The following is a 24,738-nucleotide window of genomic DNA, read 5'->3' on the forward strand; positions in this document are numbered from 1 at the left end:
CGGTCGGAGACTGAGTGGCCGCGCCCGGTCGGAGACTGAGTGCCCGCGCCCGGTCGTCGACGAGCGGAACGGCCTGATCTGAGTCGAGCGGCGGGGCCCGGTCAGAACAGCGGCTGGGGCAGCACACCCTCCAGGGCGAGCAGCCTGCGCTTGGTCTCCAGCCCGCCCCCGAAGCCGCCGATGCCGCCGTCGCTCTCCACCACCCGGTGACACGGCACGACCACCGGCAGGGGATTGGCTCCCATCGCCGCGCCGACCGCCTGCGCACCGCCGGGCTGGCCGACCCGTCCGGCGAGATCGCCGTACCCCACCACGGTGCCGTACGGCACACCGGTCGCCAGCTCGCGCAGCACCTGTCGGTTGAAGCCGGAGATCAGCGCCCAGTCCAGCGGCAGGTCGAAGTCGTGCCGCTCGCCCGCGAAGTACGCCCGCAGCTGGCGTATCGCCTCCGTCAGCCGCGGTGAGTCCGGATCCTCCACGGGAGCGCCACCCAGCCGCTCCGCCAGCCGCTCCAGGGCGCGGTCGCGCACCGCGTCCGTGGCGTGGAAGACCACATTGACCAGGCCGTCCCGGGTCGCCGCCAGCATCAGCGGGCCGATGTCCGTGCCCACCACGGCCCACACGACCCGCCGCTCATCCTGCCCATGGCTGTCCATGCGCCCACGGTACGACCCGCCACTGACAACGCCCGCCGCGCTCAGTGCGAACCCAGCGCCGTCCGCACCACGTCGGGCTTGTTGGTGATCATTCCGTCGACGCCGTAGCCCGCGACCCGGAGGGCGGTGGCCGCGTCGTTCACCGTCCAGGCGAACACCCTGAGCGGCTTGTCGTGGGGCCCCTCGAAGGAGTGCACGGCCGCGACGTACCCCCTGGAGAGCGATCCGTACGACGGGTTGATCAGATCGGTGAAGCGCGCGTACCGATACAGCTGCGCAGGGGTGGGCGAGCCGAGGTAGGCGGTGGTGATCGCGGGCCTCAGCTCGTGCACGGTCCGGATGCTGTCGATGCTGAAGCTCTGCACGATCAGCCGCTTCAGATGCTTCCGGTCGAGCCAGCCCTGGTTGCCGAGCAATCTCAGGGTCTGCTGCTCCAGGCCGGGATACAGCTCAGGATTCTTGATCTCCAGGAGGAGCTTCTCGTGATTGTGCTCGATGCGGCACATGTACTCCTTCAGCGTCGGCACGCGCGTGCCCGCGTACGCGGGGGAGTACCAGCTGCCCGCGTCGAGGCGGGCGATCTCGGCCGCGGTGAAGTCCTTGACCTTCCATGGCGCCCGGCCGGGGAAGACCTGCTCGACGTTTGTGGTGCGCTGCAGGCTGTCGTCGTGGATGACGACCAGCTCACCGTCCTTGGTGCGCTGGACGTCGTTCTCGACCCAGGAGAAGCCCAGCTGAGCGGCCTTGTCGATCGAGGCCAGCGTGTTCTCCGGAGCGTAGGCGGAGGCACCCCGGTGGGCGATCACCGTGGTCTCACCCACGTCACCGGCCCGGGCGTCGGAGGTGGGGCTCAGCAGCAGGGCCACCGTTCCCAGGACCCCGGCGGCTGTGGTGGCAACTACGCGCGCGTGCATGCAAGCTCCTCGCGTCGAGCGTATACGGACAGCAACCAGACTGACAGCAGACGGTCAACGAAACCCGGGTGCACGATGCCCACACACTCAATGGAGATGTCCAAGCTCGCTCACGGGTGCCGCACAACTGCGGCAAGGCCGTGTTTCTTTGCCGGAAAATCGTTCGACCATTCCGGTGGGGGTCATACTCTCTGCGACAACCCTGATCGCGCGGGCGGTCCTGGGCCGGGGGAATATTTCGAGGATTCCGGGACGTAAGAGGGCGGAAGGGCAGCCGCGGATGCAAGGCACGGTCGACGGATTCAGCTACGGGGCCGTCACCCCGTTGGTGGCCTATCTGATGGCCTGCCTCGGCGGTGCCCTCGGCCTGCGCTGCACCACCCGGTCCTTGCTGGTCACGCACTCCTGGCGACCCGCCTGGCTGGCCCTCGGCTCCGCCGCTATCGGCTCCGGCATCTGGACGATGCACTTCGTCGCCATGATGGGCTTCGCCATCAAGGAGGCGCCGATCCACTACGACAAGCCGATCACCTATGCGAGCCTCGGCCTCGCCATCGTCATGGTCGGTGTCGGGATCTTCATCGTCGGCTACCGGGGCGCGACCGGTACCGCCCTGTTCACCGGTGGCACGATCACCGGTCTGGGCGTCGCTTCGATGCACTACCTCGGCATGGCCGGCGTGCGCTTCCACGGGTATTTCACTTACAACACCTTCACCGTCGCCGCCTCCGTCGTCATAGCGGTCGTGGCCGCCACCGCCGCGCTGTGGGCCGCCGGACGCGTCCGGGGCTTCATATGGAGCGTGGGGGCGAGTCTCGTCATGGGGCTCGCGGTCAGCGGTATGCACTACATGGGCATGGCAGCCCTGGGAGTCCACCTGGACGGCATGCACCATGCCGCCGGAGGCGCGCCGGAGCCGTCGGTGCTCGCGCCCATGCTGATAGGCCCGCTCGCCTTCCTGCTCCTCGCGGGCATCGTCGTGATCTTCGACCCGATGATGGTCATGGGCCGCCCCGTCCCGAGGCCGGTCGAGCAGAAACCGGGTGTCCCGGCCGCCGCCGTCGCCTCCCACCAGGACCGCCGCCCCGCCCTCCACGACGCGCGCCGGCCGGTCCGCACAGCCGAGCATCACGCCTCCAGGACCCCGCAGAACCGTTGATCAGGGCCCGTTGTCAGTGGGGGGTCGTACGGTGGATGGCATGCGGCCCGTTTCCCACATCGAACGCACGGTGGCGCCCTTCGAGGTCGTCAGTCCCTACCAGCCCAGCGGCGACCAGCCGGCGGCCATCGCCGAGCTGGCCAAGCGCATCGAGTCCGGTGAGAAGGACGTCGTCCTGCTGGGCGCGACCGGCACCGGCAAGTCCGCCACCACGGCGTGGATGATCGAAAAGCTCCAGCGCCCCACACTCGTGATGGCGCCGAACAAGACGCTGGCCGCCCAGCTGGCCAACGAGTTCCGCGAGCTGTTGCCGAACAACGCGGTCGAGTACTTCGTCTCGTACTACGACTACTACCAGCCCGAGGCCTACGTCCCGCAGTCGGACACCTACATCGAAAAGGACTCCTCGATCAACGAGGAGGTCGAGCGGCTGCGTCACTCGGCGACGAACTCGCTGCTCACCCGCCGCGACGTCATCGTGGTCGCCTCGGTGTCCTGCATCTACGGCCTCGGTACTCCACAGGAGTACGTGGACCGGATGGTCCCCCTGCGGGTCGGCGACGAGATCGACCGGGACGAACTGCTGCGCCGCTTCGTCGACATCCAGTACACGCGCAACGACATGGCCTTCTCCCGCGGCACCTTCCGGGTCCGCGGCGACACCATCGAGATCTTCCCGGTCTACGAGGAGCTGGCCGTCCGCATCGAGATGTTCGGCGACGAGATCGAGGCGCTCTCCACCCTGCACCCGCTCACCGGCGAGATCATCAGTGACGACCAGCAGTTGTACGTCTTCCCCGCCTCCCACTACGTCGCCGGCCCCGAGCGCATGGAGCGGGCCGTCAACGACATCGAGAAGGAGCTGGGGGAGCGCCTGGCCGAGCTGGAGAAGCAGGGCAAGCTCCTGGAGGCCCAGCGCCTGCGGATGCGGACGACGTACGACATCGAGATGCTCCGCCAGATCGGCTCCTGCTCCGGCGTGGAGAACTACTCGATGCACTTCGACGGCCGCCTGCCCGGCTCCCCGCCCAACACCCTGCTGGACTACTTCCCGGACGACTTCCTGCTCGTCATCGACGAGTCGCACGTCACCGTCCCGCAGATCGGTGCCATGTACGAGGGCGACGCCTCCCGCAAGCGCACCCTCGTCGACCACGGCTTCCGCCTGCCCTCCGCGCTGGACAACCGCCCCCTGAAGTGGGAGGAGTTCCAGGAGCGCATCGGCCAGACCGTGTACCTGTCGGCCACCCCGGGCACGTATGAGATGTCGCGCTCCGACGGGGTCGTAGAGCAGATCATCCGCCCGACCGGTCTGGTGGACCCGGAGGTCGTGGTCAAGCCCACCGAGGGCCAGATCGACGACCTGGTGCACGAGATCCGCAAGCGCACCGAGAAGGATGAGCGTGTCCTCGTCACCACGCTCACCAAGAAGATGGCCGAGGACCTCACCGACTACTTCCTGGAACTGGGCATCCAGGTGCGCTATCTGCACAGCGACGTCGACACCCTGCGCCGCGTCGAGCTGTTGCGCGAGCTGCGCTCCGGTGACTACGACGTCCTGGTCGGCATCAACCTCCTGCGTGAGGGTCTCGACCTGCCCGAGGTGTCCCTGGTGGCGATCCTGGACGCCGACAAGGAAGGCTTCCTGCGTTCGGGCACCTCGCTGATCCAGACCATCGGCCGCGCGGCGCGCAATGTCTCCGGCCAGGTCCATATGTACGCCGACAAGATCACCCCGGCGATGGAGAAGGCCATCGAGGAGACCAATCGCCGCCGGGAGAAGCAGATCGCCTACAACAAGGCCAACGGCATCGATCCGCAGCCGCTGCGCAAGAAGATCAACGACATCGTCGCGCAGATCGCCCGCGAGGAGGTCGACACCGAGCAGCTCCTGGGCTCCGGCTACCGCAAGTCCAAGGACGGCAAGGGCGCCAAGGCACCCGTCCCGTCGCTGGGTGACAAGGCGGCGAAGGGCGCGAAGGCCGGCAAGGCAGCGAAGGGCAAGGCGGTGCCCACGGACCGCCCGGCGGCCGAACTCGCCGAGCAGATCGAGGAGATGACCGAGCGCATGCGTGCCGCAGCCGCGGAGCTGCAGTTCGAGATCGCGGCCCGGCTGCGCGACGAGGTCTCGGAGATGAAGAAGGAACTGCGCCAGATGCGGGAAGCCGGCCTCGCCTGAGCCCCCGCCACCCCGTCGGACCTCGGCATATGCGCCAAGTGTTGCAACACCGACACAAAGCACGGGCCGGGGTTCGGCACTGTCGGTGCCCCTGCGTAGGGTTCTGAACAACCGCACACTGCGCGGCAACAGGGGACCATCGAGAGGGGAATTCAGCGGTGTCCGTCAACTTGAGCAAGGGTCAGGCCATCAGCCTGGAGAAGAAGGACGGGGCCACCCTGACCGCGGTCCGTATGGGGCTCGGCTGGCAGGCAGCGAAGCGGCGCGGTCTGTTCGGCTCCCGCACCCGCGAGATCGACCTGGACGCCTCGGCCGTGCTCTTCGCCGAGAAGGAGCCGGTCGACGTCGTCTTCTTCCGCCATCTGGTGAGCGACGACGGCTCCGTCCGCCACACCGGCGACAACCTCGTCGGCGGCGTCGGCCAGGGCGGTGACGACGAGGCGATCCTGGTGGACCTGCAGCGCATTCCGGTCCACATCGACCAGATCGTCTTCACCGTGAACTCCTTCACGGGCCAGACCTTCCAGGAGGTGCAGAACGCGTTCTGCCGCCTCGTGGACGAGACCAACGGCCAGGAACTGGCCCGCTACACCCTGGACGGCGGCGGCGACTACACCGCCCAGATCATGGCGAAGGTGCACCGCGTGGGCTCGGGCTGGACGATGACCGCGCTGGGCACCCCGGCCTACGGCCGCACGTTCCAGGACCTGATGCCGGCGATCCAACAGCACCTGTAGCCGCCGCGACCGGCGGGGTGCGTACAACAGACGGACGTAGGGGGGACGTCGATGACGGCCGAGCTGGTGCGGGGGCAGAACCACCCGCTCTGCGAGATCCGGTTGGTGATCCGGGTCTCGGCCGGGGTGCCGGTCCTGGCCGGAGCCACGCTCGGCGACGAGAACGGCACGGTGCAGGGCTCCCATTGGGTGGCCCATCCCGGCGCCCCCGCTCTGCCCGGCGTCGAGGTGTCCCGGCAGGCCGCCACCGAACACCGGCTGGCGGTCGACCTGGACGCCCTGCCCGAGGCCGTACACCGCGTCGACGTCTTCCTCGCCCTGCCCGCAGGCGCCGAAGGACCACGTAGGTTCGGTGCCGTCGCCGCACCGCACACCACGGTCGAGGGCCTCGACGGCACCGAACTCGCCTGCTACACCCTGACGGGCCTGGACAGCGAGACGGCCGTCCTCGCCCTGGAGCTGTACCGCAGACAGGGCGCCTGGAAGGTGCGCGCGATGGGCCAGGGCTACGCCGCCGGGCTCCCCGCACTCCTCGCCGATCAAGGCCTGCGTGAGGCAGCCGACCTCGCGGCCCACGCCCATCGGGCGTCGGCCCACGGCCCCTCCACCACACTGCCGACACCGCCCCCACCGCACGACACCACGGCCCGCACACCGCACGACACCTCCGCGACCGTGCCGCACGACGTGTGCGCGACCACGGCGTACGACACCCTGGCTGCCACGCCGCACGAAACACACGAGCCCGGGTCGCAGGGCACCCCCGCCTCCGGGACGGCGGGGCAAACACCCTCCGGCGGCTGCGGGTACGACGCGCAGAACCCGTACGACGCCCACGCGTCCGGCACCGCCCCGCCAGACCCCGGCGGCCGGGTCGACTACAGGCACCCCGGCCGCCCTCCGCACGGCACACCGCCACCGCCCGCTCCGGCCGCCGACGACCGGCCCGCACAGCCCGTTGCAGGCGACGCCGCGGGCTGGTCGATGGAGGAGCGGCTGTACAACCAGGTCTGGGGCATGTTCGAGGACCTGGCCCGTACGACGGCCGCGTACCGCAGCGCCGTCGACTTCGCCGACTCGCGTCTGGAGAAGGAACTCGATCAGGCCCTCGCCGACCCCCGCGATCGGCTCGGCGCGGCGGGTGACGCCGCGCGCGAGGCGGCCCACGCCCGCCGGACGCAGCTGGTCGACCAGGCGCGCGCGGTCCTCGACCGCGACTTGGCCCAGCTCACCGCCGAGTCCGAGGTGGTCGAGCCCGCGTTGCCGACCGCCTATGCCCGCTGGGACAACCCTGTCTGGCATGGCTACTGCGTGCCCGCCGAGCCGCCGATGGCTCTGCGCCTCGGCGATCTCCATCTGCCCGAGAGCGTGCCGCTGCGCATCCCCCTGCTGGTCAGGCTCCCGCTCGAACGCGGCCTGTGGCTCGACAGCGGCGCGGGGGCAGCCGACGGCTTCCCCGACTCCGCCGAGCTACGGCACCTGGCTCTTGAGGCGGCCGTGGCGATCGCGGTGCGGCTGCTCGCCGTGCATCCGGCGGGGGACTTCGCCGTACAGATCATCGACCCGGCCGGCGCCGGGGCCGCGGCGTTCGGCCCGCTCCTGCGGAGCGGCGTGCTCGCCGCTCCGCCCGCGACCGGGGCGGCGGGACTGACGGAGCTGCTGGAGCGGCTCACCCGGCGGGTCGACCTGGTCCAGATGGCGCTGCGCGCGGGCGCCCCCGAGTCGTTGCCCGCCGATGTCGACACCGCTCGCCAGCTGTTGATCGTCCATGACTTCCCGCACGGTTTCGACGACCGGGCGGTGACCCGACTGCGGTACCTGGCCGACGAGGGGCCCGGCGTCGGTGTGCACCTCCTGCTGGTCGCGGACCGCGAGGACGCCGCCGCCTACGGCCCCCTGCTCGATCCGCTGTGGCGTTCGCTGCTGCGACTCACACCCGTCCCGGACGACCACTTCGCCGACCCCTGGGTCGGGCACGCCTGGACCTACGAACCCTCGCTGGTGCCAGCCGGCAGCCACATCGTGCACCAGGTCCTCACCGAGGTGGCCAGAGCCCGGACCCAGCACAGGTAAAGGCTCTCGACCAGGGACTTTGGTCTTTATTTTACTTTTCTCTTTACCATTCCTTGGTGATTAGGGTACTGTTTTCCCCACGGAGGGGAGTACTCCCTGACTGCGGCGCACCCGTCAGTACGGACCGGTTCCGGTCCCGGGGCGCCGGCCCATGGTGGGTGGAAGAGACCTCCGGCAGCGACGACGCTGACGTGTTTGCCGTTACGTAATGCCGGAGGTGCAGTGGAAGTCTCTGTGGCCCTGTGGGTCCTGACCATCGCGGGTCTAGCGGCCCTGATCGCGGTCGACTTCTTCATCGGGCGCAAGCCTCATGAGGTGTCGATCAAGGAAGCCGGTATCTGGACCGTCGTCTGGATCGCCCTGGCCGGGCTCTTCGGCCTCGGCCTCCTCCTCTTCGGCGGCGGACAGCCGGCCGGTGAGTTCTTCGCCGGATTCATCACCGAGAAGTCGCTGAGCGTCGACAACCTCTTCGTCTTCGTCCTGATCATGGCGAAGTTCGCGGTGCCCACGCAGTACCAGCAGCGCGTCCTGCTCGTCGGCGTGCTCATAGCCCTGGTCCTGCGGACCGTCTTCATCGCCGCGGGGGCCGCGATCATCGCCAGCTTCTCCTGGGTGTTCTACCTCTTCGGAGCCTTCCTGATCTGGACCGCCTGGAAGCTCATCCAGGAGGCCCGCGCCGACGAGGGCGAAGAGGAGTACGAGGAGAACAAGCTGCTGAAGGCCGCGGAGCGCAAGTTCGGCGTCGCCGACCAGTACCACGGCACCAAGCTGTGGATACAGCAGAACGGCAAGCGGGTCATGACCCCGATGCTGGTCGTGATGCTCGCCATCGGCACCACGGACGTCCTGTTTGCCCTGGACTCCATCCCCGCGATCTTCGGTCTGACCCAGGACCCGTACATCGTCTTCACCGCCAACGCCTTCGCCCTCATGGGCCTGCGGCAGCTGTACTTCCTGATCGGCGGCCTGCTGAAGAAGCTGGTCCACCTCTCGTACGGCCTGTCGATCATCCTCGGCTTCATCGGCGTCAAGCTGGTGCTGCACGCCCTGCACGAGTCCGGGGTCCACGTCCCCGAGATCGGCATCCCGGTCTCGCTCGGCGTGATCTGCGCGGTCCTGGTCGTGACGACCGTCACCAGCCTGATGGCCACCAGGAAGCAGGCCGCCGTCGAGGCGGCGCACGCCGGCGGCGAAGGTGCCCCGAAGGACAGCATCGACGCCTGACCAAGCCCGCGGCAGATACGGCCGTGGCGGGAGTGGGACTGCGCGAAGCGGACACCCGCTCCGGCCGCGGCTGGGCCCGGGGCGGAAAGGATGCGAGGCATCCGAATAGAACGGAATGCGAACCCTGTACGGCTCTGCGACCATCGCGGCATGATCATTCGGCTCCGGTCGCTTACCCGGCAATGGACGATCCTCGTGCCCGTCCTCGGGGTCGTCCTGCTGGCTTTCACCTGGGGCCGTGACCTGCCGGGCGCGGTCGTCGGGCTGGTGACCCTGGTGCTCGCCGGCTCCGTCCTTGCCGCGGTGCACCACGCCGAAGTCGTCGCCCACCGTGTCGGCGAGCCCTTCGGCTCCCTGGTGCTCGCCGTCGCCGTCACGATCATCGAAGTGGCGCTGATCGTCACCCTCATGGCCGACGGCGGCGACAAAAGTTCCACCCTCGCCAGGGACACCGTCTTCGCCGCCGTAATGATCACCTGCAACGGCGTCGTCGGCATCTGCCTACTCGTCGCCTCCCTGCGGCACGGCACGGCGGTCTTCAACCCCGAGGGCACCGGAGCGGCCCTGGCGACCGTGGCGACGCTCGCCACGCTCAGCCTGGTGCTGCCGACCTTCACCACCAGCAAGCCCGGACCCGAGTTCTCCTCGGTGCAGCTGGCCTTCGCCGCGGTGTCCTCACTGATTCTGTACGGCTTGTTCGTGGCCACCCAGACCGTGCGCCACCGCGACTACTTCCTGCCGATCACCAGGCAGGGCGAGGTCATCACCGCCGACGACCACGCCACACCGCCGTCCGCGCGCACCGCCTGGATCAGCCTCGCCCTGCTCGGCCTGGCCCTGATCGGCGTGGTGGGCCTGGCCAAGGCGGTGTCGCCCACCATCGAGTCGGGAGTGGAGGCGGCCGGCCTGCACCATGCCGTCGTCGGTGTGATCATCGCCCTGCTCGTCCTGCTGCCGGAGACGATCGCCGCGCTGCGCTCCGCACGTCGCGACCGGGTGCAGACCAGCCTCAACCTCGCACTCGGCTCGGCCATGGCCAGCATCGGCCTGACCATCCCGGCCGTCGCCCTCGCCTCCGTCTGGCTGTCCGGACCACTCGTCCTCGGCCTCGGCTCGACCCATATGCTGCTGCTCGCGCTGACCGTCGTGGTCAGCTCCCTGACGGTCGTACCCGGGCGAGCCACACCCCTGCAGGGCGGAGTCCACCTGGTGATCTTCGCGGCCTACCTGGAATTGGCGATCAACCCATAGCCGCCGTCCGGCCGCGGCCGGTCAGCCCGTCGCCGGCTCCACCGCCACGACGGGCACCGGGCGGGTCTCCGGCAGCAGGGCGAAGCACACGAGGCTCAGCAGCGCCACGCCCGTGAGATAGGCGCCCACGCTCCAGGGGACGCGCCCGCTGTGCTCCGCGAGCGCCGTGGCCACGATCGGGGTGAGGGCGCCGCCCAGGACTCCGCCGAGGTTGTAGCCCACCGCGGCGCCCGTGCAGCGCACCCGTGCCTCGTACAACTCCGGCAGATAGGCGGCGATCACCGCGAACATGGTGATGAAGGAGACCAGAGCGCCCAGGATGCCGAGGAACATCAGCAGTGGCTGGCCGGTGGACAGCAGCGCCACCATCGGGAGCATCCACACGCAGCAGGCCGCGCACCCCGTCAGGCACATCGGCCGGCGCCCGTAGCGGTCGCCCAGCACCGCCATGAACGGCGTGAGAGACGCCTTCACCACCACCGCGGCCATGACACACGTCAGCATCACCGTCCGGCTCACCCCGAGCCGCTCCGTCGCGTAAGCGAGCGACCAGGTCGTCACCGCGTAGAAGACCGCGTACCCCGCGGCCAGCGCCCCGGCCGTCAGCAGCACCAGCCGCCCGTGATGCCGTACGACCTCGACGAACGGCACGCGCGCGTGGTCGTCGATCTCCAGGAACCGAGGACTCTCGGCGAGCGACGAGCGCAGCCACAGCCCGGACAGCGCCAGCACACCGGCCGCCCAGAACGGCACACGCCACCCCCACCCGGCGAACTCCGCGTCGGACAGTCCCACCGACAGCGCGAGCATCACCCCGTTGGCGAGCACGAATCCCAACGCGGGCCCCACCTGCGGAAAGCTGGACCACAGGGCGCGTCGCCCGGGCGGTGCGTGCTCGGCGGTCAGCAGCACCGCCCCGCCCCACTCCCCGCCGAGGCCCAGGCCCTGCAGGAAGCGCAGCGCGAGCAGCAGCGCGGGCGCGGCGACGCCGATCGATCCGTACGACGGCAGACAGCCCACCGCGACCGTCGAGGCGCCCGTGAGCAGCAGCGAGAGAACCAGCACCGGCCGCCGTCCACGCCGGTCGCCGAGGTGCCCGAACAACACCGAGCCCAGCGGCCGGGCCACGAACCCCGCCCCGAACGTCGCGAACGCCGCCAGCGTCCCCGCGAGCGGAGAGAACGTCGGGAAGAACAGCGGCCCCAGGACCAGGGCGGCCGCCGTGCCGTAGACGAAGAAGTCGTAGAACTCGATCGCGGTCCCCGCCAGGGAGGCCGCGGCGAGTCGCAGCATCGACGGTGTGCTTACGGTGTGTGCAGGTGCCATGCTGCGTCAACTACCCACGGTGATCATGCGTTACGGGGGCGCGTGGAGGTGATGAAGCGACCGGAGTGTGCGCCGAGGCGACGACGTGCGCGGCTCGTCGTCCGCTGTGGCCACCGTGATAGACCGGGTGCGAGCGGCGGTCGTGGACGTACCGCCCCGAACGGACCGGAGGAACCGTGCCCCGCACCCTGGCCAACGCCCCGATCATGATCCTCAACGGGCCCAACCTGAACCTGCTCGGCCAGCGCCAGCCCGAGATCTACGGCAGGGACACACTGGCCGACGTCGAGGCGCTGTGCGCCAAGGCCGCGGCCGCGCACGGCGGCACGGTGGACTTCCGGCAGTCCAACCACGAGGGCGAACTGGTCGACTGGATCCACGAGGCGCGGCTGAACCACTGCGCGATCGTCATCAACCCCGGCGCCTACTCCCACACGTCGGTCGCGATTCTGGACGCACTCAACACCTGTGACGGCATGCCCGTCCTGGAGGTGCACATCTCCAACATCCACCAGCGCGAATCGTTCCGGCATCACTCCTATGTCTCGCTGCGCGCGGACGGTGTGATCGCCGGCTGCGGAGTGCAGGGCTATGTGTTCGGCGTGGAGCGCGTGGCCGCCCTGGTGGGCGAGGCCCAGGCCGACGCGTAGTGAGAAACCGGCGGCCCCTGCCGACGCGTCGCTACAGTCGGCCCGCCTCCACGATCCGCCGCAGGAAGCGTCGCGTGCGTTCCTGCTGCGGGTCGCCGAAAACCTGCTCAGCGGTGCCGCGCTCCAGCACGACTCCACCGTCCAGAAAACAAACCTGGTCGGCGACGTCCCGCGCGAAGCCCATCTCGTGCGTCGCCAGCACCATGGTCATGCCGTCGTCCTTCAAGTCCCGCACCACCTCCAGCACCTCGCCCACGAGTTCGGGGTCGAGCGCCGCCGTGATCTCGTCCAGCAGCAACAGCCGGGGCCGTACGGCCAGCGCCCGTACGATCGCCGCACGCTGCTGCTGACCTCCGCTGAGCCGGTCGGGGTAGGCATCCGCCTTGGCACCCAGTCCGAGGCGCTCCAGCAGCTCCCTGGCCCGTTCCTCGGCCTCCGCGCGGGAGACGCCGTGCACCCGGCGCGGGGCCAGCGTGATGTTGTCCAGCACGCTCATGTGCGGGAAGAGGTTGTACGCCTGGAAGACCACCCCGATCCGGCGCCGTACCGCGTCCTGGTCGGCGCGCGGATCGGTGATCTCCTCGCCGTCCAGCCAGATCGCACCGTCGTCGATCTCCTCCAGGAGGTTGGCGCAGCGCAGCAGCGTGGACTTGCCCGAGCCGGAAGCGCCGATCAGCGCGGTCACCGTGTGCGGCGCGACCGCCAGATCGACGTCCCGCAGCACGACGGAGCCGCCGAAGGTCTTGCGGACGGACTCCATACGCAGGACGGGCGCGTCTGCGTCGCTCATAGCGATCCTCCCTGGGCCCGCTGCCGGTCCATCCGGGCCGTCACCCAGTCCGTGAAGCGGGTCATCGGAATGGTCAGCGCCACGAAGACCAGCCCCGCGACGATGTACGGCGTGTAGTTCAGACTGCGCCCCACGATGATGTCGGCGGCCCGCACCGCGTCCACCGCGCCGCCGATCGACACCAGACCGGTGTCCTTCTGCAGCGACACCAGGTCGTTGAGCAGCGGCGGCACCTGACGCCGTACCGCCTGGGGGAGGACGACGTAGCGCAGGGCCTGGCGGTTGGTCAGGCCCAGGGAGCGGGCCGCGGCGCGCTGCGAGGGGTGGATCGACTCGATGCCGGCCCGGAACACCTCGGCCACGTACGCCGAATACGTCAGCGTCAGCGCCGTACCGCCGAGGAGCACCGGATCGACCGTCACGCCCTGCAGCCGCAGCGCCGGCACGCCCAGGACCACGATCATCAGGTTGATGATCAGCGGGAGGCCGCGGAAGAAGTCGGTGTAGGCCGCCGCCAGCACCCGCAGCGGGAAGAACACCGGGCCGCGCAGGGTGCGGGCGATCGCGATCAGCATGCCGAGGACCAGGACGGCGACGCCGCAGACCGCGAGCAGGCGGACGTTGAGCCACAGCCCTTCGAGAACCTTCGGCAGCGCCTCGCGCGCGTACTGCGCGCTGAAGAAGGTCTCCTTGGTGCGCGGCCAGCCCGGCGCGTTGACCACGACCAGGTAGAGCACGACGCCCGTGACCAGGGTCGAGAGCGCCGCGACGGCCGTGGCGCGGCGGGCACGCGCGCGTTTGTAGCGGTCACGCGCCAGCCGCCGTTCGGAGGGTACGTAACGATCACCGGTGGCGTCGTCGGCGGCGCCACCGGTCATGTCGCCCTTGCCGTCGGCACCCTCCCGGGCCGACTCGCGCTTGGTGACCGTCACTTGAGCACCGGAGCGTCGACGGCGTCGGAGAGCCACTGCTTCTCGAGCTTCGCCAGCGTACCGTCCTTGCGCAGGGCGTCCACGGCGCCGCCCACACACGAGGTCAGCGCGCTGCCCTTGTCCAGCACCAGCCCGAACTGCTCGGGCGTGCCGCCCTGGTTCTCGAACTGGCCGACGATCCTCGCGTTCGTCACCTCGGCCGAGGTGATGTAGAACGCGGTCGGCAGGTCGACCACGATCGCGTCGACCTGGCCGTTCTTCAGTGCCGACTTGGCCTGGTCGTTCTTCGCGAACGCGGCGGCCTCCTGCTTCGGCTTCACCACGTCGGTGATGTAGTTGAGGCTCGTGGTGCCCACCTGGGCGCCGAGCTTGAGGTCCTTCAGGTCCGCGATGCTCGTCGCCTTGGCGGCCTTGCTTCCCTTCAGCGCGATGACGGCCTGGCGCACGTCGTAGTAGCCGGAGGAGAAGTCGACGGCCTTCTTGCGCTCGGCGCTGATCGACACCTGGTTGATGTCGAAGTCGAAGGTCTTCACGCCGGGCGCGAACGCCTTGTTGAACGGCACACTCTGCCAGACGACCGCGCTCTTGTCGTAACCCAGCTGCCGGGCCACTGCGTAGGCGACCGCCGACTCGAAGCCCTTGCCGTTCGCCGGCTTGTCGTCCTTGAACCAGGGCTCGTACGCCGGCTCGTCCGTCGCGATCGTCAGCTTCCCGGACGTCTTGGTGGCCAACTTGCCCTTGGCGCAGCTCTTCGTGGCAGAGCCGGAAGAGCCGGCCGACGCCTTGTCCTCGGGCTGCGGAGCACAGCCGACAGCGGTGGCGAGCAGGGCTACGGTGGCGGCGGCCAGCGCACGGCGCAAGGTGCGGGGACGCAGGGTGCGGGGGGCGAGATACATGGCGGGAGATTGGCAGCCGGCCCCGCGTTTGTCCAGGTCACGACGACAACTGTTCGCATAGTGGGAGCGGGTGTTGCAGTCGTGTGAACTCCGCCCATGCCGCGAGCCTTCGGCCAGGGCCGCCGGTCGAGGGCGGGATGGGAGACCGGCGGCCCCACCGCACAGGAGCCGTCATCCTCTGCGGCGCTGCTTCCAGTTGACTGCGCCACGGGGCGCGTCGGGAGCGCGCACACGCCCCCGGCGTGTGCGAAAAATGCACACGGGGCGCGCGTGGTGAAAACGCGCCGGGGCGCTCACCTCGCATGCCCAGCGCTCACCACCCGCGCCCGGCGTTCACCGTCGGCGCCTGGCGCTCACCACCCGCGCGCGTGCCACTCCGGCAGATGCGGCCGCTCAGCTCCCAGCGTCGTGTCGTTGCCGTGCCCGGGATACACCCAGGTCTCGTCCGGGAGCACGTCGAAGATCTTCGTCTCCACGTCGTGGATCAGGCTGGCGAAGGCCTTCGGATCCTTGCGCGTGTTGCCGACGCCGCCCGGGAAGAGACAGTCGCCGGTGAAGACGTGCGGGTGGCCGTGCGGATCGTCGTAGACCAGCGCGATCGAACCCGGGGTGTGCCCGACGAGATGCCGTGCGGTGAGTTCCACCTGTCCCACCCTGATGACATCGCCGTCGTTCACCAGGACATCGGTGGGCACCGGGATCCGCGGGGCGTCCTCCCGGCCGGCGTACGTACGCGCGCCCGTGGCGGCGACGACCTCGGCGAGCGCCTGCCAGTGGTCGCCGTGCTGATGCGTGGTGACGACGGACGCGATGCCGTCGTCACCGATCATGCCGAGGAGCGTCTCCGCCTCGTTGGCCGCGTCGATCAGAAGCTGCTCGTCGGTGGCCCGGCAGCGCAGCAGGTAGGCGTTGTTGTTCATCGGGCCGACCGCGATCTTCGTGATCATCAGGTCTTTCAGCTCGTGCACATCCGCGGGTCCGCCGACCCTGACCTCTCCGGTGTACGTCATGGTGATCAGCCTATAGCGGGGAGGGGTCCGCGGACCGTCGACGGCCTACAACGGAGGCAGCTTCGGCAGCGCGCCCTTCACGGTCAGGCCGGAGCCGTCGCGCCGCCCGGCGAGCCAGCCCAGCAGGTCGGCGGCTGTACCCTCGACCGCGACCTGTCCGCCTGCCGCGCCGCCACCGGTGGTCCAGGTCCGTCCGTCGCCGGTGGCAAGGCCGGTCGAGGGCACCTCCTTGTGTCCCGCGAAGCGGTCCGCCAGGAAGTCGATCTCGCGCTCGGCGAACTCCGCAGGAACATCCTCCAGCTCGTACCCGATGCCGAGATCCACATGGTGCAGCTCGATCTCGGCCCACCGCCGGAACGGCACCCGGGACGCGGAATCGGTGACCCCGTTGCGCAGCTCCACCGTGCGCGACCAGTCCGCCGGTGCGTCCCCCGCCGCCTGGAAGCGGCCCGTGCTCTCGCGCAGGTCGGCGAGCTGGGCGTCGAGGGGGCGCGGGGCGTCCCGCTCGATGTCGGCGTCCCGCGCCTCGGCGCTCGTGTACATGGGGCGGCCCTCGAGAACGTTCACGAGCGCGTCCGCGTTGCGGGCGAGGTGGGCGAGGACGTGTCCGCGGGTCCAGCCCGGGAGGCGTGACGGCTCGGCGAGCGACGCGTTGTCCAGTTCGGCGACCGCGGTGAGGAGCCGCTCGGTCGCGTCACGTACACATGCCAGGTCATGAGCGTGATCAATCATGAGCCCGACACTAGCCCCGCCACACCTTTGGGTGAAGGTGGTGAACCTCGCCCGCTAATCGAAAGCACGTGCTATATCGTCGGAGGCGGCGTCGGGCATGCTGGAGGGCCGGGGGTTGTTATGCAACCGGGCAATCCGACCGGCGTTGTCAGTGGCTCCCCCTAGTCTGAAGAAGCACGGGGCCCTGCCCCTGTCACTTCACTCAAGAAAGGTGCGGACCGGCTGTGGCCGACCGTCTCATCGTCCGTGGCGCGCGCGAGCACAACCTGAAGAATGTCTCGCTCGACCTGCCTCGTGACTCGCTCATCGTCTTCACGGGCCTGTCCGGGTCGGGCAAGTCCTCCCTGGCCTTCGACACGATCTTCGCGGAGGGCCAGCGTCGCTACGTGGAGTCGCTCTCCTCGTACGCCCGGCAGTTCCTCGGCCAGATGGACAAGCCGGACGTCGACTTCATCGAGGGTCTGTCGCCGGCGGTCTCCATCGACCAGAAGTCGACCTCGCGCAACCCGCGCTCGACGGTCGGCACCATCACCGAGGTCTACGACTATCTGCGGCTGCTCTTCGCGCGCATCGGCAAGCCGCACTGCCCCGAGTGCGCCCGCCCGATCTCGCGCCAGTCGCCGCAGGCCATCGTGGACAGGGTCCTGGAGCTGCCGGAGGGGAGCCGTTTCCAGGTGCTGTCCCCGCTGGTGCGCGAGCGCAAGGGTGAGTTCGTCGACCTCTTCGCCGATCTCCAGACCAAGGGCTACTCCCGCGCGCGCGTGGACGGCGAGACGATCCAGCTCTCCGACCCGCCGACGCTGAAGAAGCAGGAGAAGCACACCATCGAGGTGGTCGTCGACCGCCTCACGGTCAAGGACTCCGCCAAGCGCCGCCTCACCGACTCCGTGGAGACCGCCCTCGGCTTGTCCGGCGGCATGATCGTGCTCGACTTCGTCGACCTCCCCGAGGACGACCCCGAGCGCGAGCGCATGTACTCGGAGCACCTGTACTGCCCGTACGACGACCTGTCCTTCGAGGAGTTGGAGCCCCGCTCCTTCTCCTTCAACTCGCCCTTCGGCGCCTGCCCCGAGTGCACCGGCATCGGCACGCGCATGGAGGTCGACCCGGAGCTGCTCGTCCCGGACCCGGACAAGTCCCTGGACGAGGGCGCGATCCATCCCTGGTCGCACGGACACACCAAGGACTACTTCGGCCGCCTCATCGACGCCCTCGCGGACGCCCTCGGCTTCCGCACGGACATCCCGTTCGCGGGCCTGCCCCAGCGCGCGAAGAAGGCCCTGCTCCACGGCCACAAGACCCAGATCGAGGTTCGGTACCGCAACCGGTACGGCCGCGAGCGCGTGTACACCACGCCCTTCGAGGGCGCGGTGCCATTCGTGAAGCGCCGGCACAGCGAGGCCGAGAGCGACGCCAGCCGCGAGCGCTTCGAGGGCTACATGCGCGAGGTGCCCTGCCCCTCCTGTGAGGGCACGCGTCTCAAGCCGATCGTCCTCGCGGTCACGGTCATGGAGAAGTCGATCGCCGAGGTCTCCGCGATGTCGATCAGCGACTGCGCGGAGTTCCTGGGTCGACTGACGCTGAACGCCCGGGACAAGAAGATCGCCGAGCGGGTCCTGAAGGAGGTCAACGAACGCCTGCGCTTCCTGGTCGACGTAGGCCTGGACTACCTCTCGCTGAACCGCGCGGCGGGCACGCTCTCCGGCGGTGAAGCCCAGCGCATCCGCCTGGCCACCCAGATCGGCTCCGGCCTCGTCGGCGTGCTGTACGTCCTGGACGAGCCGTCCATCGGTCTGCACCAGCGGGACAACCACCGGCTGATCGAGACCCTGGTCCGGCTGCGCGACATGGGCAACACCCTCATCGTCGTGGAGCACGACGAGGACACCATCAAGGTCGCCGACTGGGTGGTCGACATCGGCCCCGGCGCCGGTGAGCACGGCGGCAAGGTCGTGCACAGCGGCTCCCTGACGGAGCTGCTCGCCAACACCGAGTCGCAGACCGGCGCGTATCTCTCGGGCCGCAAGGCGATCCCGGTGCCGGACCTCCGCCGTCCCCGCGACCCGTCCCGGCAGCTCACGGTGCACGGCGCCCGTGAGAACAACCTGCAGGACATCGACGTGTCCTTCCCGCTGGGCGTGTTCACGGCCGTCACGGGCGTGTCCGGGTCCGGCAAGTCGACGCTGGTCAACGACATCCTGTACACGCACCTGGCCCGCGAGCTGAACGGCGCGAGGAACGTCCCCGGACGGCACACACGCGTGGACGGCGACGACCTCGTCGACAAGGTCGTGCACGTCGACCAGTCGCCCATCGGCCGCACCCCGCGGTCCAACCCGGCGACGTACACCGGAGTCTTCGACCACATTCGCAAGCTGTTCGCCGAGACCACCGAGGCGAAGGTCCGCGGCTATCTGCCCGGCCGCTTCTCCTTCAACGTCAAGGGCGGCCGCTGCGAGAACTGCGCGGGCGACGGCACGATCAAGATTGAGATGAACTTCCTCCCGGACGTCTATGTCCCGTGCGAGGTCTGCCACGGCGCCCGGTACAACCGGGAGACCCTTGAGGTCCACTACAAGGGCAAGTCCATCGCCGACGTGCTGAACATGCCGATCGAGGAGGCCACCGAGTTCTTCGAGGCCGTCCCGGCCATCTCCCGGCATCTGAGGACCCTGAAGGACGTCGGCCTCGGCTACGTCCGCCTCGGCCAGTCCGCCACCACCCTCTCTGGCGGTGAGGCCCAGCGCGTGAAGCTGGCCAGCGAACTGCAGAAGCGGTCCACCGGGCGCACGGTCTACGTCCTGGACGAGCCGACCACCGGGCTGCACTTCGAGGACATCAGCAAGCTGCTGAAGGTCCTCGGCGGCTTGGTCGACAAGGGCAACTCGGTCATCGTCATCGAGCACAACCTCGACGTGATCAAGACCGCCGACTGGATCGTGGACATGGGTCCGGAGGGCGGCGCCGGCGGTGGCCTCGTGGTCGCCGAGGGTACGCCCGAGGAGGTCGCCGGGGTTCCGGCCAGCCACACCGGCAAGTTCCTGCGCGAGATCCTCGGCGCCGACCGCATCAGCGACGCGGAACCGGTGAAGGCTCCGCGCGCCACCACGGCCAGGAAGACGGCCGCGGCGAAGACAGCGGCCAAGAAGACGGTGACGGCCAGGGCCAACAACACGGCGACCAAGAAGGCCGCCACGGCCACCAAGAAGACGACGCCCGCGAAGAAGACGACGCGGGCACGCAAGGCCTGACACACCACCAAAAAAGCGGCGCCCCGCGGGAACTTCCCGCGGGGCGCCGCTCGTTCCACCATCAGCCACCCCGGCCCTGAGGTCCGACAGGTCCCCGCGCCACAGGTCCGGCCGCACCTTGACAACAGCAGAGAGGAAAGGAGCCGCTCACAGTTCACCCAGGTCGGCGGCGTACGGCGGCTCGGCCCCCGCCCGCGAGCAGGTGATCGCCGCCGCGCGTGCCGCGAAGCGCAACAGCCGCGTCCAGCCCTCCGCCCCGAGGGCGGCGAGCGCATCGGCGGACAGTGCGTCCAGGGCCGAAAGCCCATGCAGCAAAGCCGCGTTGACCGTGTCACCGGCGCCGATGGTGTCCACCACGGCGACCTTCTCACCCGGTACGGAGTACTCCGCGCCATCCCGGGTGAACACGCTCAGCCCGTCCCCGCCTCGGGTCACCACGACGGCCGCCGGTCCTGCGGCCAGCCACTCGCCCGGGGTGCCGCCCAGCCACTCGGCGTCCTCCGCGGAGAGCTTCAGCAGCGTTACCGAGGGCAGCCAGCTCTTGAAGCGCGCCCGGTAGGCGTCCGCGTCCGGGATCAGTCCCGCCCGGATGTTGGGGTCGAGCGCGGTGAACAGCCCCTGTCGCACGGCCGTGCGCATCAGCTCCTCATAGGCGCTCGCCCCCGGTTCCAGGACAAGCGAGCAGGTGCCGAAGGACACCGCGCGCGTGCCGGCGGGCAGCGCGGCGGGGGCGGTGAACAGACGGTCGGCGGTGCCTTCGACATAGAAGGAATAGGCGGCCGAGCCGCTGCCGTCGATCGTGGCCACCGCCAGGGTCGTCGGCTCCGTCCCGCGCTGCACCCCGGACACATCCACCCCCGCCTGTCGCAGCCCGTCGAGCAGGGCCTCGCCGAAGGCGTCGTGCGACGTCCGGGAGCAGAACGCGGTGGGGGAGCCGAGTCGGCCGAGGGCCACGGCGGTGTTGTACGGGCCGCCGCCGAGCGCCGGCTTCAGGTCCGCGAGGGCACCGGGGCCCTGCGGTACCAGGTCGATCAGTGCCTCACCGGCGACGACGATCACGTGGCAAATCCCTTCTCCTGCAGCGTGGATGATGCGGTGTCAGCGGGGGCCTCCGGCTCCTCCGGCCCGCCCGGCTGCTCCGGGCACCCGCAGGACGTGCGATGGACGAACGCGCACGGCAGCCGCACCGTCCGGCTCGGCCGAAGCGGCTCGTCCAGGCGCTCCAGGAGCACCTGGACCGCCTGCGCCCCCAACTCCCTGCTGGGCTGGGCGATCGCGGTGAGCCGGGGTGAGAACAGGTCGGCCCAGGCGAAGTCGTCGAAGCAGCACAGGGCGACGTCGTCCGGCACGGACAGCCTCTGCCGCCGCAGGGCGCGCAGGGTGCCGATCGTCATCGCGTTGTTGGCGGTGACGAGTGCCGTCGGCGGATCGGGCAGGGCGAGCAGGGCGGCTGTGGCCTGCTCGGCCCCCGCAGACTCGGAGTTCCCGGACACCAGAAGCCGTGCGTCATGGGCCAGGCCGGCGGCGATGAGGCCGTCCCGGTATCCGGCCACGCGCTCACCGGTGGTGCTGAGCCCGGGCAAGCCAGCGATCAGGCCGATCCGGCGATGGCCCAATTGGGCGAGGTGGGTGACGAGCCGGGCGGTCGGTTCGGCGCTCTCGGTGCAGACCTGGTCGTACCAGGGCGGACCCTCGCCGAGGGCGGAGCCCGCGCCACCGCCGGTCGCGCCGCCGTCCGCCACGCCCGCGTCGATCACCCGGTCCAGGAACACCGTCGGTACGGCGTGGCGGCGCAGATAGCCGACCAGATCGTGCGGACGCGCGGACGGGGCGACGATCATGCCGTCCACCCGGCGCTCATGGAGGAGCTGCACGACCTTGCGTTCGTGCCCGGGGTCGTCGTGAGGGTCCGCGATGAGCAGGCTGTAGCCCGCTTCCAGGACGGCGGCCTCGACGCCCTGGAGGATCTCCGTGAAGTACGGGTTGCTGATCGCCGACACCGCGAGCCCGATGGAGCGGGTACGGGAGGTCACCAGGGAGCGGGCCAGGGTGTTGGGGGTGTAGCCGAGGGCGTCGACGGCGTCCAGCACGGCCTGGCGGGTGTGGGACAACACCGGGCGCGTGCCGTTCAGCACGTGGGAGACGGTCGCCACGGAGACTCCGGCGCTCCGTGCGACGTCGGCCATGGTGGGCATCGCCTCTCCCTCTCTGAACCGATCGAACGCAGGCTTTCCGGCCGGACGGTATCCCATCGGCCACCCTCGCGTAAACGCTTGCGCAAGCGTTTACGTCCCGCTTCCCAGTCCGCTACCACTACCGGCACCGCTCCAGTACTCCACGGCACCGCCCGGCCCCTCACCGCCACTGCCCGGCGCACCTTTCCCGCAGTCGCCACCCCGCCCCAGGGCCGCCTCTTCTGCCCGGGTATCGTCGCCCTGCACACCCCTTGAGCAGTGGAGTTCCAGATGCCCGCCCGATCCTCCGCGAGCCGCCGTACCGTCCTTCGAGGGGCCGCCGTGGCTCCGGTCGCCGGGCTCGGTCTGGCCGCGTGCTCGGCGCCAGGGCAGGGCAGCGCGGTCGCGGCCACCCCGACGGCGCCGGTCGACCTCGGTACCGAGAGTGAGGTCTCGAAGGGCGGCGCCAAGCTCTACCGGGACCACAACGTGGTGGTCAGCCGCGACGGAAGCGGCACACTGAAGGCCTACAGCACGATCTGCACGCACGCCGGGTGCCCCATCAACAAGCTGCAGGGGGCGACCCTGATCTGCCCCTGTCACGGCAGCCAGTTCGACGCCGTGACAGGCAAGGTGGTCCAGGCACCGGCCACCGAGCCCCTGGCCGAGCTGCCGGTGAAGACCACGAACGGCAGGATCATCGCCGGCCCGGGCGCCTGACGGCCACCTCGGCGCACCGGCCGGCGCAGTCGCCCCGCGCCACGGGATAACCGCATCTGCGCCGCCGTGCGCCCGTTCCCACGCAGCGGCAGGGCTGCCCTCGCGCAGTCGCACGGCCCTCCCCGCTGCTGCAGGGTTGCACCTGCGCTGCCGCACGACCGTCCCTCCACAGCCGCCAGCCGCCAGCCGCCAGCCGCCAGCCGCCAGCCGCCAGCCGCCAGCCGCCAGCCGCCAGCCGCCAGCCGCCGCCCCATGCAGCTGCCCCGCGTCACGCCACCGAGCCGGGAGGGGAGCCCCAGGTGTCGCCCGGTGATGGAGCCGGACCGTCTCAACTGGCCTGCCTGCGCGACGACTTCACTCCCATTCCCACGCGATGCCGACGATGCCCGGGCGTATCCGGGGCTCGACCACATGGACGCAGTGGTGGGGGCCGGTGATCGGCAGTTCGTGTCGGCCGCTGCGGGGGGCCGCCGCCGAGTGCTGAGTGAAGCGATGGCAGCGAGCCGGCAGTGCGGTCGCGTCGAAGCGCACCTGGAGCGCGTACTGGCCGCCGGGGAAACCGAAGCGGTGGAGGTACTCACGGCAGGGCCCGGCCGTGCCGTCCTCGACGGCGTACCGGAAGAGGAAGGTGTCCCCGGAGCGCAGTCGGGTGCCGAAGAGCAGCTCCGCCACCAGCACACCGGTCTCCTGGTCCCAGCGGACGCGTCCCGTGCGGCAGTTCTCCAGTGCCCGCACTCTGATGTCGTGCGGGCGGCAGCCGGGGTCCCCGTGGTGTACGGCGACGAAGCGGTCGGCGCCGTCGCGGTGGGCGCGCACGATGTGGTGGGCCTCGCGGCTCGCGAGGTCGCGCCGGGCGCCGATGCGGACGCATTCGTGGTGGCCGAGGGTGTGCAGCCCGCCGTCGAGTGACCAGCCCAGTTCGCCCCGGAGCCGGTCCAGGACGTCCGAGGCCTCGAGCAGGGAGCGGTAGGAGCGCCCTGCTGTGCGGCCGGTCACCGTGCGCTCGTCGACCTCGGCGAGCAGCCGGATCAGCGACTCGTCCGGCAACTGGAGGATCTCCTCCAGTGCGCGTACGGCGCGTAGCGACTCGGGGCGCTGCGGGCGGCGGGCGCCCTGCTGCCAGTAACTCAGGCTGGTGACACCGACCTTGACCCCGTGCCGGGACAGATGGTGCTGGACGCGCTGGAGCGGCAGCCCGCGTGCGGCGATCGCGGCGCGCAGCGCCACATGGAAGGGGCCGCCCCGCAGGGCCGTGTCCAGTTCCGCGGTGGGGAGGTGCGCGTGCTCTGTGGCATGCCGCATGCCGGGGCGCCTTTCTATGAGGTGTCGCTACGGCTGGTCAGACCGTCTGCGCTGGTGTGCGGGGCCACCCCCGTGGGCGCTGTGGACGCCTGTAGCTGCGCGCGCCGCGCCCGTACGCGTGCGTGCGCGGCCCCGAGTTCCCCCGCATTGAAGCGTGTTGACCAGACCCCGACAACACCTCGAACCCGCCACGACCGAAGCCGACCGGGTCGCGACGCCGGGCCCGAGCCGCCCGTCAGGGGCCTCACGCCCTCCCGTGCCACCCGACGGGAAGATCGGCGGGTGACGGAGACCTGGACTTTCGCCGGTGAGCGCACGGCCGTGACGGGCGAGGAGGCGGTCGCCGTCCTGCGGCGGCGGAACGCCGAGAGCCGTTTCGAAACCTGGCTGACCAGCCGCTCCTGGCTGACCAGCTCCGCCGGACGCCTGCTGACGGTTCTGAGCAGCACCGAGCGCGCGCTGGTGATGCTCCTCGCCGAAGAGGGCGATCCGGGCGCGTACGCCGTCTCGGTGGGGTCCCGCGGGGCGAGCGGGGGCTTCCGGCTCGCGAACGGGCAGTGCGATACCTATCCGGAACCTATCCGGAACCTATCCGGAGGCGGACACCGTGCCGCTCGACGAGGTGTTCCGGATCGTCCGGCACATGATCGGAACGGACCTGCCGCCGGTGGACACGCGATGGTGCGGGGACGGGTGAACGGCACGTGCGTGGGGGTTGTCCACAGGCCCGACGCGGTGTCGGTGCTCGACAGTAGGGTGTGA

Annotated in this window: 21 protein-coding genes; 10 read left to right on the forward strand and 11 right to left on the reverse strand. The window is 70.0% G+C overall.

The features are described from left to right. Positions 1-101: 101 nt before the first annotated feature. Together AB5L52_RS32710 and AB5L52_RS32715 are read right to left on the reverse strand one after the other, a co-directional pair. The gene (locus AB5L52_RS32710) at positions 102-656 is read right to left on the reverse strand and encodes a methylated-DNA--[protein]-cysteine S-methyltransferase (protein WP_369367416.1); all 555 of its coding nucleotides are present in this window, start codon (positions 654-656) and stop codon (positions 102-104) included. A 41-nt stretch (positions 657-697) separates the two neighbouring features. Continuing rightward, positions 698-1,570 carry a glycerophosphodiester phosphodiesterase gene (locus AB5L52_RS32715; RefSeq protein ID WP_369367417.1) on the reverse strand — a complete coding sequence of 291 codons (873 nt, stop codon included), beginning with the start codon at positions 1,568-1,570 and terminating at the stop codon, positions 698-700. Between the two features lie 280 nt (positions 1,571-1,850). On the opposite strand from AB5L52_RS32715, the gene AB5L52_RS32720 reads away from it, so the two are divergent. The 6 genes from AB5L52_RS32720 to AB5L52_RS32745 all read left to right on the forward strand — a co-directional run bounded on the left by AB5L52_RS32720 (position 1,851) and on the right by AB5L52_RS32745 (position 10,193). Beyond that, on the forward strand, positions 1,851-2,729 hold the full coding sequence (locus tag AB5L52_RS32720; protein ID WP_351017646.1) for an MHYT domain-containing protein: 879 nt from the start codon (positions 1,851-1,853) through the stop codon (positions 2,727-2,729). Between the two features lie 40 nt (positions 2,730-2,769). After that, complete coding sequence (gene uvrB, locus AB5L52_RS32725; RefSeq protein WP_351017643.1) at positions 2,770-4,908, forward strand: excinuclease ABC subunit UvrB; 2,139 nt, start codon at positions 2,770-2,772, stop codon at positions 4,906-4,908. A gap of 158 nt (positions 4,909-5,066) precedes the next feature. Continuing rightward, positions 5,067-5,645, forward strand: a complete 579-nt coding sequence (locus AB5L52_RS32730; protein ID WP_351017641.1) for a TerD family protein — start codon at positions 5,067-5,069, stop codon at positions 5,643-5,645. 51 nt (positions 5,646-5,696) lie between these two features. Further along, positions 5,697-7,718, forward strand: coding sequence for a TerD family protein (locus AB5L52_RS32735; protein WP_369367418.1), 2,022 nt, complete (start codon positions 5,697-5,699; stop codon positions 7,716-7,718). Positions 7,719-7,940: 222 nt separating this feature from the next. Beyond that, positions 7,941-8,942 (forward strand): TerC family protein, encoded by a 1,002-nt coding sequence (locus tag AB5L52_RS32740; RefSeq protein WP_351568079.1) that lies wholly within the window; start codon positions 7,941-7,943, stop codon positions 8,940-8,942. Positions 8,943-9,092: 150 nt separating this feature from the next. Further along, entirely contained in the window at positions 9,093-10,193 is a 1,101-nt protein-coding gene (locus AB5L52_RS32745) for an ionic transporter y4hA (RefSeq protein ID WP_351017632.1), read from the forward strand. 21 nt (positions 10,194-10,214) lie between these two features. On the opposite strand, the gene AB5L52_RS32750 is transcribed toward AB5L52_RS32745, so the two are convergent. After that, positions 10,215-11,486 (reverse strand): MFS transporter, encoded by a 1,272-nt coding sequence (locus AB5L52_RS32750; RefSeq protein WP_369367419.1) that lies wholly within the window; start codon positions 11,484-11,486, stop codon positions 10,215-10,217. 209 nt (positions 11,487-11,695) lie between these two features. On the opposite strand from AB5L52_RS32750, the gene aroQ reads away from it, so the two are divergent. Next, positions 11,696-12,169 (forward strand): type II 3-dehydroquinate dehydratase, encoded by a 474-nt coding sequence (gene aroQ, locus AB5L52_RS32755; RefSeq protein ID WP_351568085.1) that lies wholly within the window; start codon positions 11,696-11,698, stop codon positions 12,167-12,169. A gap of 31 nt (positions 12,170-12,200) precedes the next feature. Here the strand turns inward: aroQ and AB5L52_RS32760 are convergent, their stop codons facing one another. From AB5L52_RS32760 to AB5L52_RS32780, 5 genes are all read right to left on the reverse strand, one after another. Beyond that, complete coding sequence (locus AB5L52_RS32760; protein ID WP_351017624.1) at positions 12,201-12,959, reverse strand: amino acid ABC transporter ATP-binding protein; 759 nt, start codon at positions 12,957-12,959, stop codon at positions 12,201-12,203. Then, a complete protein-coding gene (locus AB5L52_RS32765) occupies positions 12,956-13,891 on the reverse strand; it encodes an amino acid ABC transporter permease (protein ID WP_351017621.1) in 936 nt (311 codons plus the stop codon). The genes AB5L52_RS32760 and AB5L52_RS32765 overlap by 4 nt, the downstream gene beginning before the upstream one ends. Next, complete coding sequence (locus tag AB5L52_RS32770) at positions 13,888-14,787, reverse strand: ABC transporter substrate-binding protein (RefSeq protein ID WP_351568091.1); 900 nt, start codon at positions 14,785-14,787, stop codon at positions 13,888-13,890. The genes AB5L52_RS32765 and AB5L52_RS32770 overlap by 4 nt, the downstream gene beginning before the upstream one ends. A 353-nt stretch (positions 14,788-15,140) precedes the next feature. Next, entirely contained in the window at positions 15,141-15,797 is a 657-nt protein-coding gene (locus tag AB5L52_RS32775) for an MBL fold metallo-hydrolase (protein WP_369367420.1), read from the reverse strand. Positions 15,798-15,842: 45 nt separating this feature from the next. After that, the gene (locus AB5L52_RS32780; RefSeq protein ID WP_369367421.1) at positions 15,843-16,529 is read right to left on the reverse strand and encodes a maleylpyruvate isomerase family mycothiol-dependent enzyme; all 687 of its coding nucleotides are present in this window, start codon (positions 16,527-16,529) and stop codon (positions 15,843-15,845) included. Positions 16,530-16,753: 224 nt separating this feature from the next. Between AB5L52_RS32780 and uvrA the strand changes: the two genes are divergently transcribed. Beyond that, positions 16,754-19,780 carry an excinuclease ABC subunit UvrA gene (gene uvrA / locus AB5L52_RS32785; RefSeq protein WP_351017610.1) on the forward strand — a complete coding sequence of 1,009 codons (3,027 nt, stop codon included), beginning with the start codon at positions 16,754-16,756 and terminating at the stop codon, positions 19,778-19,780. Between the two features lie 147 nt (positions 19,781-19,927). On the opposite strand, the gene AB5L52_RS32790 is transcribed toward uvrA, so the two are convergent. Continuing rightward, complete coding sequence (locus AB5L52_RS32790) at positions 19,928-20,839, reverse strand: carbohydrate kinase (protein WP_351017607.1); 912 nt, start codon at positions 20,837-20,839, stop codon at positions 19,928-19,930. Continuing rightward, positions 20,836-21,975 (reverse strand): LacI family DNA-binding transcriptional regulator, encoded by a 1,140-nt coding sequence (locus tag AB5L52_RS32795; protein WP_369367422.1) that lies wholly within the window; start codon positions 21,973-21,975, stop codon positions 20,836-20,838. The genes AB5L52_RS32790 and AB5L52_RS32795 overlap by 4 nt, the downstream gene beginning before the upstream one ends. Before the next feature lie 270 nt (positions 21,976-22,245). Between AB5L52_RS32795 and AB5L52_RS32800 the strand changes: the two genes are divergently transcribed. Continuing rightward, positions 22,246-22,674: a Rieske 2Fe-2S domain-containing protein gene (locus AB5L52_RS32800; protein WP_369367423.1), complete on the forward strand. Its 429-nt coding sequence runs from the start codon at positions 22,246-22,248 to the stop codon at positions 22,672-22,674. Positions 22,675-23,028: 354 nt separating this feature from the next. On the opposite strand, the gene AB5L52_RS32805 is transcribed toward AB5L52_RS32800, so the two are convergent. After that, positions 23,029-23,976: a hypothetical protein gene (locus tag AB5L52_RS32805; RefSeq protein WP_369367424.1), complete on the reverse strand. Its 948-nt coding sequence runs from the start codon at positions 23,974-23,976 to the stop codon at positions 23,029-23,031. A gap of 282 nt (positions 23,977-24,258) precedes the next feature. On the opposite strand from AB5L52_RS32805, the gene AB5L52_RS32810 reads away from it, so the two are divergent. Next, entirely contained in the window at positions 24,259-24,738 is a 480-nt protein-coding gene (locus AB5L52_RS32810) for a hypothetical protein (protein ID WP_369367425.1), read from the forward strand.

This window comes from Streptomyces sp. CG4, from assembly GCF_041080655.1.
In the GTDB taxonomy this organism is placed as follows: Bacteria; Actinomycetota; Actinomycetes; order Streptomycetales; family Streptomycetaceae; genus Streptomyces.

What these genes read in the sequence shown, in the direction of transcription:
- AB5L52_RS32775 (WP_369367420.1), bottom strand. Translation starts at nt 15,797, where the DNA reads ATGACGTACACCGGAGAGGTCAGGGTCGGCGGACCCGCGGATGTGCAC.
- AB5L52_RS32770 (WP_351568091.1), bottom strand. Translation starts at nt 14,787, where the DNA reads ATGTATCTCGCCCCCCGCACCCTGCGTCCCCGCACCTTGCGCCGTGCG.
- AB5L52_RS32715 (WP_369367417.1), bottom strand. Translation starts at nt 1,570, where the DNA reads ATGCACGCGCGCGTAGTTGCCACCACAGCCGCCGGGGTCCTGGGAACG.
- AB5L52_RS32735 (WP_369367418.1), top strand. Translation starts at nt 5,697, where the DNA reads ATGACGGCCGAGCTGGTGCGGGGGCAGAACCACCCGCTCTGCGAGATC.
- AB5L52_RS32805 (WP_369367424.1), bottom strand. Translation starts at nt 23,976, where the DNA reads ATGCGGCATGCCACAGAGCACGCGCACCTCCCCACCGCGGAACTGGAC.
- AB5L52_RS32710 (WP_369367416.1), bottom strand. Translation starts at nt 656, where the DNA reads ATGGACAGCCATGGGCAGGATGAGCGGCGGGTCGTGTGGGCCGTGGTG.
- uvrB (WP_351017643.1), top strand. Translation starts at nt 2,770, where the DNA reads ATGCGGCCCGTTTCCCACATCGAACGCACGGTGGCGCCCTTCGAGGTC.
- AB5L52_RS32780 (WP_369367421.1), bottom strand. Translation starts at nt 16,529, where the DNA reads ATGATTGATCACGCTCATGACCTGGCATGTGTACGTGACGCGACCGAG.
- AB5L52_RS32760 (WP_351017624.1), bottom strand. Translation starts at nt 12,959, where the DNA reads ATGAGCGACGCAGACGCGCCCGTCCTGCGTATGGAGTCCGTCCGCAAG.
- AB5L52_RS32800 (WP_369367423.1), top strand. Translation starts at nt 22,246, where the DNA reads ATGCCCGCCCGATCCTCCGCGAGCCGCCGTACCGTCCTTCGAGGGGCC.
- AB5L52_RS32745 (WP_351017632.1), top strand. Translation starts at nt 9,093, where the DNA reads ATGATCATTCGGCTCCGGTCGCTTACCCGGCAATGGACGATCCTCGTG.
- AB5L52_RS32720 (WP_351017646.1), top strand. Translation starts at nt 1,851, where the DNA reads ATGCAAGGCACGGTCGACGGATTCAGCTACGGGGCCGTCACCCCGTTG.
- AB5L52_RS32795 (WP_369367422.1), bottom strand. Translation starts at nt 21,975, where the DNA reads ATGCCCACCATGGCCGACGTCGCACGGAGCGCCGGAGTCTCCGTGGCG.
- AB5L52_RS32750 (WP_369367419.1), bottom strand. Translation starts at nt 11,486, where the DNA reads ATGCTGCGACTCGCCGCGGCCTCCCTGGCGGGGACCGCGATCGAGTTC.